We start from the raw sequence: 15,609 nt of genomic DNA, 5'->3' as shown, positions 1-15,609 counted from the left end.
GTCACCTGCCGGCGCCGGTCATCTCCCACAGCAGGACCTCCGCGGCCGACTCCGCCGGCAGCTCCAGGTCCTTCGCGTCCGTGACGCGGGCCGCGTCGCCCGGTCCCAGCCGCTCCTGCCCGAGCCGGACGTGTCCGCGTACGACGTGGACGTACAGGTGCGCCGCGTCCGGCACCGCGGTCCGCTCCCCCGCCGCGAGACGCCGCACGTGCAGCAGCGCGCCGGCCTCCGGTACGGCGTACGGGGTGGAGTCGGCGATGCCGCGGACGATCTCGTACGACGGCTCGCCGCCCGGCCGCAGCGGGGCCAGCCACATCTGCACGAAGGTCAGGGGCGCGGTGCCGTCGTTGCGTTCCACGTGCCGTACGCCCGCCGCCGAGCTGAGGCGCTGCACGTCACCGGGGTACACGCGCGTCTCGTGGCCGGCGGAGTCGCGGTGGGTCAGCTCGCCCTCGACGACCCAGGTGACGATCTCGGTGTGGCTGTGCGGATGCTCGTCGAAGCCGGCGCCGGGCGCGAGACGCTCCTCGTTGCAGGCGATCAGCGCGCCGAAGCGGAGGTTGTCCGGGTCGTAGTGCGGCCCGAAGGAGAAGGAGTGCCACGACTCGATCCCGGCATCCGGATCCCCACCGGGGTAGCGCGCGCCCGCCCGCTGTACGTCCACCATCACGAACCCCACGGTAGCCCTGCGAGCCGCCACCGCTCGGCACCGGCGGCGCGTCCGGCGGCCGGGGGCGCGGCTCGGCCGTGATGTGGCCGCCGGGGGTGCGGCGCGGCCGTGCCCCGGACGCGTGGTCGCGAGTGTGGCCGGGCGCCACGGCTCCCGGGAGTGGGTACGGCCGTGATCCGGGCGCCGGGGTGCGGCCGCGTCCCGCGCGCCAAGGCGCGGGCGCAGCCGTGCACCAGGCGCCGGGGCGCGGGTACGGCCGTGACCCGGGCGCCGGGGCGCGACCGTGACCCGGCCGCCGGGACGCGAGTGCGGTCGGGCGCCAGGCTCCGGGGCGCGGGTACGGCCGTTACCCGGGCGCCGGGGCGCGAGTGCGGGCGCCTGTCAGGCACCGGGGCGCCGGGCGGCCGGGCGCCGGGCAGGCTCCGGGGCGACGGCTCGGCCGTGACCCGGGCGCCGGGGCGCGCGGGTACGGCCGTGGCCCGGCCGCCGGGGCGCGCGGGTACGGCCGTGGCCCGGCCGCCGGGGCGCCGCCGCGTCCCGCGCGCCAAGGCGCGGGCGCAGCCGTGCACCAGGCGCCGGGGCGGCCGCGCGCCAGGGCGCGGGTGCGACAGCGCGCCAGACACCGGGGTGCGGACACGACAGCGCGCCAGGCGCCGGGGTGCGGACACGACAGCGCGCCAGGCGCCGGGGCGCGGACGCGGCCCTGTCGCGAGCGCCGCGGCGCGGGTGCGGCTACGTCCCGGCCGCCGGGGCGCTGATACGGCCCCGAGGGGTGGGTGCGGGGCGTGCGTCGGGCGCCGAGGCGCGGGTGCGGCCGGGCGCCAGGGTGCGGGCGCGGCCCGTGCCAGGCTCCGCGGGTGTGGCACCTGCGCCGGGGCGGGTTCGGAGGCTGTCTGTGTCTCGTCGGTTGTTGCTGAGCTGACCCGGCGGCGCACGGTGTCGGCCCGATAAGGCAGTCTTGTCCCCGTGCCCGAACCCGAATCCCGTCATCCCGACCCCGCAGCGCACCCCGTCCATCCGCACGCCGCGACGCTGAAGCGGCTGGAGAAGTCCTCCGGTTCGCTCGCCGCGCAGGCGATCGCGCGGATGGACGAGACCCTGCCCTGGTACCGGGCGATGCCTCCGGAGAACCGTTCCTGGATCGGGCTGGTCGCCCAGGCGGGCATCGCCGCCTTCACCGAGTGGTTCCGGCACCCCGAGACCCCACAGGCGATCTCGACGGACGTCTTCGGCACCGCGCCGCGCGAGCTGACCCGGGCGATCACACTGCGGCAGACCGTGGAGATGGTGCGGACCACCATCGAGGTCATGGAGTCGGCCATCGACGAGGTGGCCGCCCCTGGTGACGAGAGCGTGCTGCGCGAGGCGCTGCTGGTGTACGCCCGCGAGATCGCCTTCGCGACCGCCCAGGTGTACGCGCAGGCCGCCGAGGCACGCGGTGCCTGGGACGCCCGCCTGGAGTCGCTCGTCGTCAACGCCGTGCTGAGCGGGGAGGCCGACGAGGGCGCCGTCAGCCGGGCCGCGGCGCTCGGCTGGAACTCCCCCGAACATGTGTGCGTGGTGCTCGGAACCGCCCCGGACGGGGACAGCGAGCTGACGGTGGAGGCGATCCGGCGCGCGGCCCGGCACGCCAAGCTCCAGGTACTCACCGGCGTGCTGGGCAGTCGGCTCGTCGTCGTGGCGGGCGGCAGCGACAACCCGCTGGCGGTGGCGAAGTCGCTGATCGGCCCGTTCGCCGCGGGTCCGGTGGTGGCCGGCCCCATCGTGCCGGACCTGCAGGCGGCGACCCGGTCCGCGCAGGCCGCGGCGGCGGGGCTGAAGGCCTGCTCGGCGTGGCAGGACGCGCCGCGGCCGGTGCTGGCGGACGATCTGCTGCCGGAGCGCGCGATGGCAGGTGATCCGATGGCACGCGAGCAGTTGGTGGAGGAGATCTACAGACCGCTGGAGGAGGCCGGCTCAGCTCTGCTGGAGACGCTCTCCGTCTACCTGGAACAGGCGAGCAGCCTGGAGGGGGCGGCCCGGATGCTGTTCGTTCACCCCAACACCGTGCGCTACCGGCTTCGACGTGTGACTGACGTCACCGGTTGGTCGCCTTCCGATGTACGCTCGGCGTTCACCTTGCGCATCGCGCTCATTCTGGGGCGTCTGGCCGACGGTGATCCCGGGACCTAATGTTTTGTCGGGGGCCCACAAATCCCCCTCGTGTTCTTCGTCCTTGTCCCCACGGGCGGCCACGGCCGTCCCCAAGAGAGAGTGTGAGAGTGCTCGTACTCGTCGCTCCCGGCCAGGGCGCTCAGACGCCCGGCTTCCTGACTCCCTGGCTCGACCTGCCCGGCGCGGCCGACCGCGTCGCCGCCTGGTCCGAGGCCATCGGACTGGACCTCGCCCACTACGGCACGAAGGCCGACGCGGAGGAGATCCGCGACACCGCGGTGGCCCAGCCGCTGCTGGTGGCGGCCGGCATCCTGTCCGCCGCGGCACTGGGTGACGTGACCCCCGGCGCGGTCGCCGGGCACAGCGTCGGTGAGATCACCGCCGCCGCCTTCGCGGGCGTCCTGGACGACACCGCCGCCCTGACCCTGGTGCGCACCCGGGGTCTCGCGATGGCCGAGGCCGCCGCGATCACCGAGACCGGCATGTCGGCGCTGCTCGGCGGCGACCCGGAGGTCTCGGTCGCGCACCTGCAGGGGCTCGGCCTGACCCCGGCGAACATCAACGGCGCCGGCCAGATCGTGGCCGCCGGCACGCTGGAGCAGCTCGCCGCGCTGAACGAGGACAAGCCCGAGGGTGTCCGCAAGGTCGTCCCGCTGAAGGTGGCCGGTGCCTTCCACACGCACCACATGGCCCCCGCGGTCGACAAGCTGGCCGAGGCCGCCAAGGCCCTCACGCCCGCCGACCCCGAGGTTGCGTACGTCTCCAACAAGGACGGGCAGGCCGTCGCCACCGGCGCGGAGGTGCTGGACCGCCTGGTCGGCCAGGTCGCCAACCCGGTCCGCTGGGACCTGTGCATGGAGACCTTCCAGCAGCTCGGCGTCACCGCCCTGCTGGAGGTGTGCCCCGGCGGCACCCTCACCGGCCTGGCCAAGCGGGCCCTGCCGGGCGTGCAGACGCTGGCGCTGAAGACCCCCGACGACCTCGACGCGGCCCGCGAACTCATCGCCGAGCACGCCTGAGACGCCCAAGGAGCCGAATCGAACATGGCGAAGATCAAGGCCAGCAAGGGCGCCCCGTACGCGCGCATCGTCGGCGTCGGCGGCTACCGCCCGACCCGGGTGGTGCCCAACGAGGTCATCCTCGAGACGATCGACTCGTCCGACGAGTGGATCCGCTCGCGCTCCGGCATCCAGACCCGGCACTGGGCGAACGACGAGGAGACCGTCGCCGCGATGTCCGTCGAGGCGTCCGGCAAGGCGATCGCGGACGCCGGGATCTCCGCCGAGCAGATCGGCGCGGTGATCGTCTCCACCGTCTCGCACTTCAAGCAGACCCCGGCCGTGGCCACGGAGATCGCCGACAAGCTCGGCACGAACAAGGCCGCCGCCTTCGACATCTCCGCGGGCTGCGCCGGCTTCGGCTACGGCCTCACCCTCGCCAAGGGCATGATCGTCGAGGGCTCGGCCGAGTACGTGCTGGTCATCGGCGTGGAGCGGCTGAGCGACCTGACCGACCTGGAGGACCGCGCGACGGCCTTCCTGTTCGGTGACGGCGCCGGCGCGGTCGTGGTCGGCCCCTCGCAGGAGCCGCACATCGGCCCGACGGTCTGGGGCTCGGAGGGCGACAAGTCCGAGACCATCAAGCAGACGGTGCCGTGGACGGACTACCGCGAGGGCACGGTCGAGAAGTTCCCGGCCATCACGCAGGAGGGCCAGGCGGTCTTCCGCTGGGCCGTGTTCGAGATGGCCAAGGTCGCCCAGCAGGCGCTGGACGCGGCCGGCGTCTCCGCGACCGAGCTGGACGTCTTCATCCCGCACCAGGCCAACGAGCGGATCATCGACTCGATGGTGAAGACGCTGAAGCTGCCGGAGACGGTCACGGTCGCCCGTGACGTGCGCACCACCGGCAACACCTCCGCCGCCTCGATCCCGCTCGCGATGGAGCGGCTCCTGGCGACCGGGGAGGCGAAGAGCGGGGACACCGCGCTCGTCATCGGATTCGGGGCGGGTCTCGTCTACGCCGCGACGGTCGTTACCCTCCCCTAGGCACTCCGTGCCGGATCATCGTCTCCGGCACGGCGCAGCACCACCCCGCCGCTCCCGCGGTGGGCGCCACACCCTGAAGAACACCAACGAAGGAGCGCCATCATGGCCGCCACTCAGGAAGAGATCGTCGCCGGTCTCGCGGAGATCGTGAACGAGATCGCCGGGATCCCGGTTGAGGACGTCCAGCTGGACAAGTCCTTCACCGACGACCTGGACGTCGACTCGCTGTCCATGGTCGAGGTCGTCGTCGCCGCCGAAGAGCGTTTCGACGTCAAGATCCCGGACGACGACGTCAAGAACCTCAAGACCGTCGGCGACGCGACCGACTACATCCTCAAGCACCAGGCCTGAGTCCCGCTCGGGCCGGGGTGCCCCCGGCCCCGCCACCCGGCGGTGGCGCCGAGACTAATCCTCGTTCGATCGTTGGAGAAAGAATTCCCGTGAGCTCGACCAATCGCACCGTGGTCGTCACCGGTATCGGCGCAACCACACCGCTGGGTGGCGACGCGGCCTCGACCTGGGAGGGTCTGGTCGCCGGACGTTCCGGCGTCAAGCCCCTGGAGCAGGACTGGGCGGCCGACCAGGCCGTCAAGATCGCGGCCTCGATCGCCGTGGAGCCCACCGAGGTCATCCCGCGGCCGCAGGCCCGCAAGCTGGACCGCTCGGCGCAGTTCGCGCTGATCGCGGCCCAGGAGGCGTGGAAGGACGCCGGCTTCGAGGCGAAGGCCGGCGAGGACCCGGCCATCGACCCCGACCGGCTCGGCGCGGTCATCGCCTCCGGCATCGGCGGCGTGACGACCCTGCTGGACCAGTACGACGTGCTGAAGGAGAAGGGCGTCCGCCGCGTCTCCCCGCACACCGTCCCCATGCTGATGCCGAACAGCCCCTCGGCCAACGTGGGCCTGGCCGTGGGCGCCCGCGCGGGCGTGCACACGCCGGTCTCCGCGTGCGCCTCCGGCGCCGAGGCCATCGGTTACGCCATCGAGATGATCCGCACCGGCCGTGCCGACGTCGTCGTCGCCGGTGGTACGGAGGCGGCGATCCACCCGCTGCCCATCGCCGCGTTCGGCAACATGATGGCGATGTCCAAGAACAACGACGACCCGCAGGGCGCCTCGCGTCCCTACGACGTCGCCCGGGACGGTTTCGTCCTCGGCGAGGGCGCCGGGGTGCTCGTCCTGGAGTCCGCCGAGCACGCCGCCAAGCGCGGTGCCCGGGTGTACGCGGAGGCGATCGGCCAGGGCATCTCCGCCGACAGCCACGACATCGTGCAGCCGGAGCCGGAGGGCCGCGGCATCGCGCACGCCCTGCAGAACCTGCTGGACCGCACCGACCTGAACCCCGCCGAGATCGTGCACGTCAACGCGCACGCGACCTCGACGCCGGCCGGTGACATCGCGGAACTGAAGGCGCTGCGCAAGGTCTTCGGCGACGACGCCGACCACATGGCGGTCTCCGCGACCAAGTCGATGACCGGTCACCTGCTCGGTGGCGCCGGCGGTGTCGAGTCGGTCGCGTGCGTGCTCGCCCTGTACCACCGGGTGGCTCCGCCGACCATCAACGTCGACCACATCGACCCCGAGGCCGAGGCCAACGCGGACGTGGTCCGCGGGGAGGCGCGCAAGCTGCCCGTGGAGGGCCGTATCGCCGCGCTGAACGACTCGTTCGGCTTCGGTGGGCACAACGTCGTGCTGGCGTTCCGGACGGTCTGACAGCCGCGTACACGTGCGTGAAGGGCCCCCACCTCCGGGTGGGGGCCCTTCGGGTTCGGGGGGACTCAGACCACCTGGTGCAGCCAGCGGACCGGGGCGCCCTCTCCCGCGTAGCGGAACGGCTCCAGTTCGTCGTCCCAGGGCTTGCCGAGGAGTCTGGCGATCTCGGCCTCGAGGTCGGTCTCGTCGCGCTGGGAGCGCAGCAGGGCGGCGCGCAGGCGGTCCTCGGGGATGAGGATGTCGCCGTGGATGCCGGTGACGGCATGGAAGATGCCGAGGTCGGGGGTGCAGGAGTAGCGCTCGCCCTCGGCGCTCGCGCAGGGTTCGGCGGTCACCTCGAAGCGCAGCAGGTGCCAGCCGCGCAGCGCGGAGGCGAGTTTGGAGGCGGTGCCCGCCTCGCCCTGCCAGGAGAACTCCGAGCGCCAGGTGCCGGGTGCGGCGGGCTGCCGGATCCAGTCGAGGTTGACGCGCGTGCCGAGCACCCCGGCGACGGCCCACTCGACGTGCGGGCACAGCGCGCGCGGCGCGGAGTGCACGTACAGAACTCCACGTGTCGTCACCGGGACCTCCGGGCAGGCGGGTCGTCTTGCGGGCGGGGCGGCGGCCGTCAGGCCACGTTGATGGCGAGGCTACCGTGCGGCGGCGCAAGGAGTGTGACGTACCGTCGGTCCCGGCGCCCCGAAACGCCCGCCATTCACCCGTGGGGACGCTTGGGACGGGCCCGGTGGATCGGGTGCGGGGGCGGCGCGCACGGGCGTGCCGTGGCCCGGACGATGCGCCGGGCGGGCCCGAATGGCGGGTGTGAGCCGTTGCACGGCACGGTGGGGAACTCCCGCGCGTTGTCATGCTGGGAGGAGTCTGCCGGACGAGGTGAGGGGATCTGCTGCGGATGCGGAAGCGAAGCCACCGGGCGCGGGCCGTCGCGGCGGCCGTGGCGGCCGTCGTGCTGGGCGCCGCGGGCTGTGACGCGGTCGGCGGGGACTCTCCCGGCGGTCAGGCGCGCTCGGCGCGTCCGTCGCCGACCCCGTCGTGGAACACCAGACCGGACTCGGTCGCTGCGGTGGGCGACTCCATCACGCGCGGTTTCGACGCCTGCTCGGTGCTGTCGGACTGCCCGGAGGTGTCCTGGGCGACCGGCACCAGCCCGGGCGTCGACTCGCTGGCGGTGCGGCTGCTCGGCAGGGAGCGGGCGGCCACCCACAGCTGGAACTTCGCGGTGACGGGGGCGCGGATGGCCGACCTGCCGGCCCAGATGGCGCAGGCGGCGTCACACCGGCCCCAGTTGGTGACGGTGATGGCGGGCGCGAACGACGCCTGCCGGGACAGTACGGCGGCGATGACGTCCGTGGCGGACTTCCGCGCCCGGTTCGAACAGGCCCTGCACACGCTGCGGGCGAGCCTGCCCAAGGCGCAGGTGTATGTGGCGAGCGTGCCCGATCTGAAGCGGCTGTGGTCGCAGGGGCGGACCAACGCGCTCGGCAAGCAGATCTGGAAGCTGGGCATCTGCCCGTCGATGCTGGGTGACGCGGACTCCTTCAGCGCGGCGGCGACCCTGCGCCGGGACACCGTGCAGGACCGGGTGGAGGCGTACAACGCGGTGCTGAAGGACGTGTGTGCCAAGGACCGGTACTGCCGCTTCGACGGCAACGCGGTGCACGACTTCCGGTTCGGCACGGAGCAGTTGAGTCACTGGGACTGGTTCCACCCGAGCACCGACGGCCAGGCCCGTCTGGCGGAGATCGCCTACCGCACGGTGACGGCGAAGAGCCGATGACGTGAGATCCGTACGACAGGGCCTAGGGTTTCCCACATGGGCGAACTTTTCGGCACACTTTCCGACGGCACACCGGTGCACCGCTGGACCCTGGAGCGCGCGGGGGTGCGGGTGCGGGTCCTGTCGTACGGCGGGGTCGTGCAGTCGGTCGAGGTCCCGGACCGTCAGGGGCGGGCCGGGAACGTGGTGCTGGGGTTCGACGGCCTCGAGGGGTATCTCGCCCATCCCGAGCCGCATCTCGGTGCGCTGATCGGGCGGTACGCCAACCGGATCGCAGGCGCCCGCTTCACCCTGGACGGGACGACGTACCCGCTCGTGGCGAACGAGGGCCGCAATACGCTGCACGGCGGTGAGCGCGGCTTCGACAAGCGGGTGTGGGACGTCGAGCCGGTGGAGCACGGGCTGCGGCTGACCCGGGTCAGCCCGCGCGACGAGGAGGGCTTCCCGGGCCGTCTGGAGGTCACGGCGACGTACACCCTGGACGCCTCCGGTGCCCTGCACCTGGCCTACGAGGCGGTCACCGACGCGCCGACCGTGGTGAACCTGACCAACCACAGTTACTTCAACCTGGCCGGTTCGGGGCACGCGGGCGGGCACGAACTGCGCCTCGCGGCCTCCCGCTACACCCCGGTCGACGCCGAGTCGATCCCGACCGGCGAACTCGCGGACGTCACCGGCACCCGCTTCGACTTCCGTACGCCCCGCAAGACCGGCTCCGGCTACGACCACAACTTCGTGCTGGACAAGGGGGTCACGCAGGCCCCCGTGGAGGTGGCCGAGCTGTACGACCCGGTGTCGGGGCGGGTGCTGACGGTGGCGACGACCGAGCCTGGTGTGCAGCTGTACACCGCCGACCATCTGGGTGAGCCGTTCCTCCCCGGGGGCGGCGTCGCCCTGGAGACGCAGCACTTCCCGGACTCCCCGAACCGGCCGGAGTTCCCGAGCACGGTGCTCAGGCCGGGCGAGGTGTACCGCTCGCAGACGGTGTACGGCTTCTCCGCACGCTGAACGGCGTGAGCCCCGGCCCAGGGGTCAGGTCCCGGACCGGGGCTGCTGGTGGGGGGCCGTCCCCCGTCGGGTGGGGCGGCGTCCCGGATCAGACGTTAATCGTGGCGGCGATGCGGCGGTCGGCGATCGAGCGCCCGGCCTGGATCTCGTACGAACCCTTCACAAATGACCATGAGTTGGTCGTCTCGTCCCAGATCTCGAAGGCGCGGCGCGGCAGCTCGACGACCACCTCGGCGACCTCGCCCGGGCCGGCCTCGACGCCCGCGAAGCCGGCCAGCCACCGCGCCGGGCGGCTCGCGTCGGGCTCGACGGGCGCGAGGTAGACCTGCACGACCTCGCGCCCGGCCCGGCCGCCGCGGTTGCGCACCCGCACGGTCACCGTCGTCCCGTCCGTCTCGAGAGCCTCGTAGGTCCAGTCGGTGTAGCCGAGGCCGTGGCCGAAGGGGTAGGCCGGAGTGCGGGCCTCCTTCTCCCAGGCCCGGTAGCCGATGAACACGTCCTCGTCGTAGTCGAGCCGGCCGTCGGCGGGCACGACCCGTGTGACGGGCGCGTCCTCGAGCGAGCCCCAGGTGGTGGGCAGCCGGCCGCCCGGCTCGTACGCACCGGTGAGCACGTCGGCCAGGGCGGCGCCGCCCTCCTGGCCGGGGAACCAGCTCAGCAGCACGGCGGCGACCTGGTCGCGCCAGGGCAGTTCCACCGGGGAGCCGGAGTTGACGACCACGACGGTACGGGGGTTGGCGGCGGCGACCGCGCGCACCAGGTCGTCCTGGTGGCCGGGGAGTTCCAGGCTCGTGCGGTCGAAGCCCTCGGACTCCACGCGCTCGGTGGTGGCGACCACGACGACGGCGGTGTCGGCGGCGCGGGCGGCCTCGACGGCCTCGGCGATCAGCTCCTCGGGGCCGCGCTGCGGGGCCTGGTGGGCGAGCGCGAAGAGGACGGCTTTCAGGGGCACGCCGCCCTGCTGCTCGATGACGTGGGTCAGGGAGACCTCGACGGACTCACCGGCGGCGAGGTCGGCCTGGGCGCGCGGCACCGGGGAGCCGAAGAAGGCCTCGAAGGGGTCGCTGTCGTCGGCCGGGGGCTGGACGCCGTCGAAGTACGTGGTGGCGTCGACGCGGAGCGTGAAGGTGCCGGTGCCGCGGATGCCGAAGGTGTGCGGGCCGCCCTCGCGCGGGGTGAAGGTGCCGGTCAGTTCGACGGAGTGCAGCCTGTCGTGGGTGACGCCCTCGGGCAGGTCGGCGCCGAGCCACTGCAGTTGCCCGTTCGGGGCGGAGGCGGTGCCGATGACCTCGCCGTTCTCGTCGCGGCAGACGGCGCGCAGGACGAAGCCCCGGTCGGCGACGGCTAGTTCGGTGGCGGGGTCGGCGCCGAGGGCGTAGCGGACGGCGCCGTCGGGCAGGGCGGCGGTGAGGCCGTCGAGCGGCGAGACGACGTGGGCCGGGAAGACGGTGGCGGAGCCGCCGCCGAGGACGCGGGCGTCGCGGGCGGCGGCGCCGATGAGAGCGACGGTGCGGCCGGGCTTCAGCGGCAGCGCGGCGCCCTCGTTGCGGACCAGGACGAAGGAGCGGCGGGCGATCTCGCGGGCGAGCGCGTCGCCGTCGACGGTGCCGGGGAGTTCGGCGACGGCCGGCTCGGCACCGGCGAGGGCGCCGACGCGCGCGGCGAGCCGCAGGACGCGGCGTACGGCGTCGTCGACGGCGCTCTCGGTGACCTTGCCGTCGCGTACGGCCCGGGCGAGGGCCTCGCCGTAGACGGTCTGCGGACCGGGCATCGCCACGTCGAGGCCTCCGGCTAGGGCACCGGTGGTGTCGCGGGCGGCGAACCAGTCGGAGACGTTGAAGCCGTCGAAGCCCCACTGGCCGCGCAGCACCTCGTTCACCAGGTGGTGGTGCTCGGTCATGGTGGTGCCGTTGACCGCGTTGTAGGCGGTCATGACGCCCCAGGGGCGGGCGTTGTCCACGATCGCCTCGAAGGGCGCCAGGTACAGCTCGCGCAGGGCTCGCCCGGAGACGCGGTTGTCGACGGTGAAGCGGTCGGTCTCGGCGTCGTTGGCGACGAAGTGCTTGACGGTGGTGCCGACGCCGCCGGACTGCACCCCTTGGACATAGCCGGTGCCGATGCGGCCGGTGAGGTAGGGGTCCTCGCTGTAGGCCTCGAAGTGGCGGCCGCCGAGCGGGGAGCGGTGCAGGTTGACGGTGGGCGCCAGCAGCACGTGGACGCCCTTGCGGCGGGCCTCCTGGGCGAGCAGCACGCCGGCCCGGCGGGCGAGTTCCGGGTCCCAGGTGGCGGCCAGCGCGGTCGGGGACGGCAGGGCGACGGAGGGGTCGTCGGCGCTCCAGCGCACGCCGCGCACGCCGATCGGCCCGTCGGACATCACGAGGGACGTCAGGCCGATCTCGGGCAGTGCGGGCAGGGACCACATGTCCTGGCCGGCCAGCAGCCGGGTCTTGGCGTCCAGGTCGAGCGTGCCGAGTGCGGACTCGACGGCCGCCTCGCGGGCCTCGTCGGCCGGGGTGCGCTGGGTTCCCGCCATCGCGGTGCCTCCTCGTTGCCTCTGTGCAGGTGGCCCCATGGTGCACCCGTTACCTGTAGAGCGGTAGGTTTCGTTATTTTGCCGTTATAATACGTGGGCGGCATGCCGTACGGTGACGCCATGAACGCAAGGGTCAGGAGCGAGGAGCGGCGCGCGGAGATCGTGCGGGCGGCCCTGGAGGTGATCGCCGAGCGCGGGTACCGGGGGGCGAGCCTGGCCGCGGTGGCGGAGCGGGTGGGGCTCACCCAGCAGGGGCTGCTGCACTACTTCCCGACGAAGGACGCACTGCTGGTCACGGTGCTCGAGGAGCGGGACCAGTGGGACGCGGTGCCGGACAGCCGGTGGCGCCTGGACCTGCTCGCCTCCCTGGTCGAGTACAACGCGATGCGCCCCGGCATCATCCAGACCTTCTCGGCGCTGCTCGGGGAGAGCGTCACGGAGGAGCACCCGGCCCGCGCCTACTTCACCGACCGCTACCGCCGGGTGCGGGAGAACATGGCGGCCGTCCTGCGCGCCGAGTACGGCGACCGCCTGCCCAACGGTCTCACCCCCGAACGTACGGCCCCGCTGCTGGTCGCGGTGATGGACGGCCTGCAGTACCAGTGGCTGCTGGACCCGGAGACGGTGGACATGGCGGGCGCGTTCCGGGACTTCCTGCGCCTGCTGGGCGAGCCGGCGGACTGAACGTCACTGCCCCCACGCGTGGGCGAGCGCCTTGGTGAGGACGCACACGACGGCGAAGGCGAGCGCCCATCCCGGTGCTCCGGCGAGCAGCAGCGCCACCACGCCCGCGCCGAACCACAGCGCCTCGAAGACCACCCGGGCCGCCCCGCGCACCTTGTACCGGGCCCGGGGCGAACCGAAGAGCGACCACAGCACGACCAGTACGGCCGGCGCGGCGAGCCCGGCCAGCCACTGCTGCGGGGCCGGCCGGCCCAAGGTGAATCCCCAGTAGGCGGCGGCCACCAGGGCGCCCAGTTCGACGAGGAAGAGAACGCCCAGGTTGACTGCCTTCATGGGCGCGAGTATCGCCTCACCGCCGCGACCGCCGCCAGCACCTGGCGGACATCACCTCGTCGGGCTGCCGCTCTGACCGACAACCCCATGGTGTACGCCACTTCCGTCACGCGATACTGCGCTCGCCCCCGCGAGTACGCACCCCACGGCGACAGAAGGACGACAACCACCTTGATTTCCCTACGCGTTGGCGCGGCCGCCCTCGGACTGGCCCTCACCGCGGCCCTGGCCGCGCCCACCACCGTCTCGGCGGCGCCCTCGACGGCCCTCGCCCCGACCGTCGAGGAACAGCGCCTCGACCGGGCGGCACCGCAGGAGATCCTGCGGCGGTCCGGATTCGACACCGTGGCAGCGGAGTTCAGCCGGGCGCTGAGCCGCGCGCACTCCTGCGCGCAGGCGCGCCGGGTCGTCGTACGGGAAGGGGCCGCGCTGTGGCGGCGGGCCGTGGAGCGGGCGCAGGGGCGGGGACCGGCCGGCGGGGACATCGGCCGCGACGACGACCGGCCGCTGTACTGGGCGCGACTGGGGATGACACGGGAACTGCGGGGATGGCAGCCCGGCTTCGCGCTCGGCGAGGCGCAACGGGCCGCGCTCCTGGACGACTTGGAGCGTACGTCGCGCGGGCAGACCGACGTCCGGTATCCGGGTGCCGCGCGGGGGACGAAGCGGGTCCTCGTCACCGGGTTCGACCCGTTCACGCTCGACCGGGACATCCGCATCTCCAACCCGTCCGGCGCGTCCGCGCTGGCCCTGGACGGCACGGTGATCGAGACGGCCGGCGGTCCTGCGCGGGTGGAGGCCGTGGTGTTCCCGGTGCGCTGGCGGGACTTCGCGCAGGGGACGGTGGAGCGGGCGCTGCGTCCGTATCTGCCGCGGGTGGATCTGTTCACGACGGTGAGCCAGGGCCGCGTCGGGCGCTTCGACGTCGAGCGCACCAACGGGGCCTGGCGGGGCGGCTCCCCGGACAACGACAACACGGGTACGGCCGGCCCCGTCCCGGTCGGCGACCCGGCGACGCAGCCGCAGTGGACGACGACGACCCTGCCGTACGCCCGGATCGCGGCGGCGGACACGGGCCGGTTCCCGGTGTACGACAACACGTCCGTGACCGAGATCCCGGCGGGCGGCGGTGAGCCGGTGGTGCGGCCGGACGGGCCGACGCCGGGGTCGCTGGCGCGGGCCGGGGGCGGCGGGAACTACCTGTCCAACGAGATCGCCTACCGGGCGACGCTGCTGCGCGACCGGCTCGGTCTGCACGACACGCTGCCCGGCGGGCACGTGCACACGCCGGTGCTTCAGTTCGGGGCGGGCAACACGGATCCGGCGACGGGCGCGGTCACGGACCCGGAGTTCGTCCGCAACCGGCTGGACATCATCGCCCAGGTGCGGGCGATCCTGTCGGTGGCTGCGGGAACGGTGTAGCGGTCTCGTCGCCGTCGGGCTCGCCCTCCTCGATCTCCTCGCCCCGCAGGTCGCGCGCGAGGAGTGTGGCGCCCGCGACGGCGCCCGGCATCAGGAACACGGCGACGAAGGGAACCAGGAAGGCCAGGCCCAGGGGGGTGCCGAAGCCCCAGACGAGGAGCTTGCGCGAGCGCAGCAGGGCGAGGCGCTCGCGGAGGGCTACGCCGCGCCGCTCCAGGGCGACGGCGGCGAGTTCCTCGGTGAGGAAGAAGCCGGTGACGAAGAAGCCGATCACCGGGATCACGGTCTGGCCTACGACGGGCACGAACCCGAGGGCGAAGAGCAGCACGCCCCACACGGCGGCCCGGACCAGGATGCGCAGGCTGTCGCGGGCGGAGATCCACAGCTCCCGCCACAGCGGCAGGCCCGACTCGGGCGCGGTGCCGTCGGCGGACACGTCGCGGTCGACCGTCTCGGAGAGGTTCTCGTAGAAGGGCTGGCCGATCAGCAGCGTGACGGCGGTGAAGGACAGGACGGCGAGGAGCAGGCCGAGCGCGAAGAGCACGGCGGTGAGGAAGCCGCGGAACAGGCCCTGCCAGGGGCCGGTCCAGTCGTCGGCGAACGGCGTCGTCCACGCGACGAAGTCCTCGCCCCACAGTGCCAGTGCGACGAGCGCCGCGGCGTACAGGACGAGGGTCACCAGACCGGGCAGCAGCCCGAACCCATAACTCCTGCCGTGCCGGGCCACCCACCGCTGGCCTTTGAGCAAGTAGCCGAAGCCCACCCCGAGATCACGCATACCAGCACTCTAGCGATCCCACCCCGCGAGCCTTCCGCCCACGGCCCCCGAAGACCCGCCCCCGAGCGCCGTCACGGCGAGCGCCGTCGCAGCGGGCGCCGACGCGGCGAGCGCCGTCGCAGCGAGCGCCGGCCAGGACGCCCGGCGGGACCGCCGGCGAGCGCCGGCCGGGATGCCCGGTGGGGCGGCCCCACCGGGCACCGGGCCGGGCCCTCCGACGGCCCGGCCCCGGGCACCCGCTCCGGGACGCCAACGCGATGGCTGCCGCAGCGAGCCGGCACCGGCACCGGTAGCGCGGCTTCGCCGCAGGCACCGGCCCGGGGATCCGCGGCCCGCCGCACACGCCGGGCCGTGGCCCTGCCGCCTGGCGGCCCGGCCCGCCCGGTCCGCCCGCGGCTCGCGGGGCGCGCGGCGCGGGGCCGGACCGCCCGCGGTTCACGGGGTGCGGGCCCGCTGTCCGCCCGCGGTTCCCGGGGATGCGGGCCCCGTGTCCGGA

At 73.7% G+C, this 15,609-nt stretch carries 14 protein-coding genes; 9 read left to right on the top strand and 5 right to left on the bottom strand.

Annotated features, from left to right (window positions below):
• Position 1: 1 nt before the first annotated feature.
• Positions 2-667, bottom strand: coding sequence for a pirin family protein (locus ACZ67Q_RS20320; protein ID WP_471184226.1), 666 nt, complete (start codon positions 665-667; stop codon positions 2-4).
• Positions 668-1,636: 969 nt separating this feature from the next.
• On the opposite strand from ACZ67Q_RS20320, the gene ACZ67Q_RS20315 reads away from it, so the two are divergent.
• From ACZ67Q_RS20315 to fabF, 5 genes are all read left to right on the top strand, one after another.
• Positions 1,637-2,842: a PucR family transcriptional regulator gene (locus tag ACZ67Q_RS20315; RefSeq protein WP_471183866.1), complete on the top strand. Its 1,206-nt coding sequence runs from the start codon at positions 1,637-1,639 to the stop codon at positions 2,840-2,842.
• A gap of 89 nt (positions 2,843-2,931) precedes the next feature.
• Positions 2,932-3,843: an ACP S-malonyltransferase gene (locus tag ACZ67Q_RS20310; RefSeq protein ID WP_471183863.1), complete on the top strand. Its 912-nt coding sequence runs from the start codon at positions 2,932-2,934 to the stop codon at positions 3,841-3,843.
• Positions 3,844-3,867: 24 nt separating this feature from the next.
• Entirely contained in the window at positions 3,868-4,869 is a 1,002-nt protein-coding gene (locus ACZ67Q_RS20305; RefSeq protein WP_471183861.1) for a beta-ketoacyl-ACP synthase 3, read from the top strand.
• 102 nt (positions 4,870-4,971) lie between these two features.
• A complete protein-coding gene (locus ACZ67Q_RS20300; protein WP_004931691.1) occupies positions 4,972-5,220 on the top strand; it encodes an acyl carrier protein in 249 nt (82 codons plus the stop codon).
• A gap of 89 nt (positions 5,221-5,309) precedes the next feature.
• A complete protein-coding gene (gene fabF / locus ACZ67Q_RS20295) occupies positions 5,310-6,581 on the top strand; it encodes a beta-ketoacyl-ACP synthase II (protein WP_471183858.1) in 1,272 nt (423 codons plus the stop codon).
• A gap of 65 nt (positions 6,582-6,646) precedes the next feature.
• Here fabF and ACZ67Q_RS20290 read toward each other — a convergent pair whose 3' ends face one another.
• The gene (locus ACZ67Q_RS20290) at positions 6,647-7,141 is read right to left on the bottom strand and encodes a DUF3145 domain-containing protein (RefSeq protein ID WP_361631989.1); all 495 of its coding nucleotides are present in this window, start codon (positions 7,139-7,141) and stop codon (positions 6,647-6,649) included.
• A 329-nt stretch (positions 7,142-7,470) separates the two neighbouring features.
• Between ACZ67Q_RS20290 and ACZ67Q_RS20285 the strand changes: the two genes are divergently transcribed.
• Entirely contained in the window at positions 7,471-8,355 is an 885-nt protein-coding gene (locus ACZ67Q_RS20285; RefSeq protein WP_471183855.1) for an SGNH/GDSL hydrolase family protein, read from the top strand.
• 36 nt (positions 8,356-8,391) lie between these two features.
• On the top strand, positions 8,392-9,363 hold the full coding sequence (locus ACZ67Q_RS20280; protein WP_471183853.1) for an aldose epimerase family protein: 972 nt from the start codon (positions 8,392-8,394) through the stop codon (positions 9,361-9,363).
• A gap of 88 nt (positions 9,364-9,451) precedes the next feature.
• On the opposite strand, the gene ACZ67Q_RS20275 is transcribed toward ACZ67Q_RS20280, so the two are convergent.
• Positions 9,452-11,896, bottom strand: a complete 2,445-nt coding sequence (locus tag ACZ67Q_RS20275; RefSeq protein WP_471183850.1) for a beta-glucosidase — start codon at positions 11,894-11,896, stop codon at positions 9,452-9,454.
• Between the two features lie 102 nt (positions 11,897-11,998).
• Between ACZ67Q_RS20275 and ACZ67Q_RS20270 the strand changes: the two genes are divergently transcribed.
• The gene (locus ACZ67Q_RS20270; RefSeq protein WP_471183848.1) at positions 11,999-12,580 is read left to right on the top strand and encodes a TetR/AcrR family transcriptional regulator; all 582 of its coding nucleotides are present in this window, start codon (positions 11,999-12,001) and stop codon (positions 12,578-12,580) included.
• Positions 12,581-12,583: 3 nt separating this feature from the next.
• Here the strand turns inward: ACZ67Q_RS20270 and ACZ67Q_RS20265 are convergent, their stop codons facing one another.
• Entirely contained in the window at positions 12,584-12,913 is a 330-nt protein-coding gene (locus ACZ67Q_RS20265; RefSeq protein ID WP_471183846.1) for a YrdB family protein, read from the bottom strand.
• 171 nt (positions 12,914-13,084) lie between these two features.
• Between ACZ67Q_RS20265 and ACZ67Q_RS20260 the strand changes: the two genes are divergently transcribed.
• Positions 13,085-14,335 carry a pyroglutamyl-peptidase I gene (locus ACZ67Q_RS20260; RefSeq protein WP_471183843.1) on the top strand — a complete coding sequence of 417 codons (1,251 nt, stop codon included), beginning with the start codon at positions 13,085-13,087 and terminating at the stop codon, positions 14,333-14,335.
• Here the strand turns inward: ACZ67Q_RS20260 and ACZ67Q_RS20255 are convergent.
• On the bottom strand, positions 14,286-15,113 hold the full coding sequence (locus ACZ67Q_RS20255) for an EI24 domain-containing protein (protein WP_471183841.1): 828 nt from the start codon (positions 15,111-15,113) through the stop codon (positions 14,286-14,288). The genes ACZ67Q_RS20260 and ACZ67Q_RS20255 overlap by 50 nt on opposite strands.
• Positions 15,114-15,609 lie beyond the last annotated feature (496 nt).

The organism is Streptomyces sp. NPDC036813 (assembly GCF_055609245.1).
This window is presented reverse-complemented; position numbering and strand designations above follow the sequence as displayed.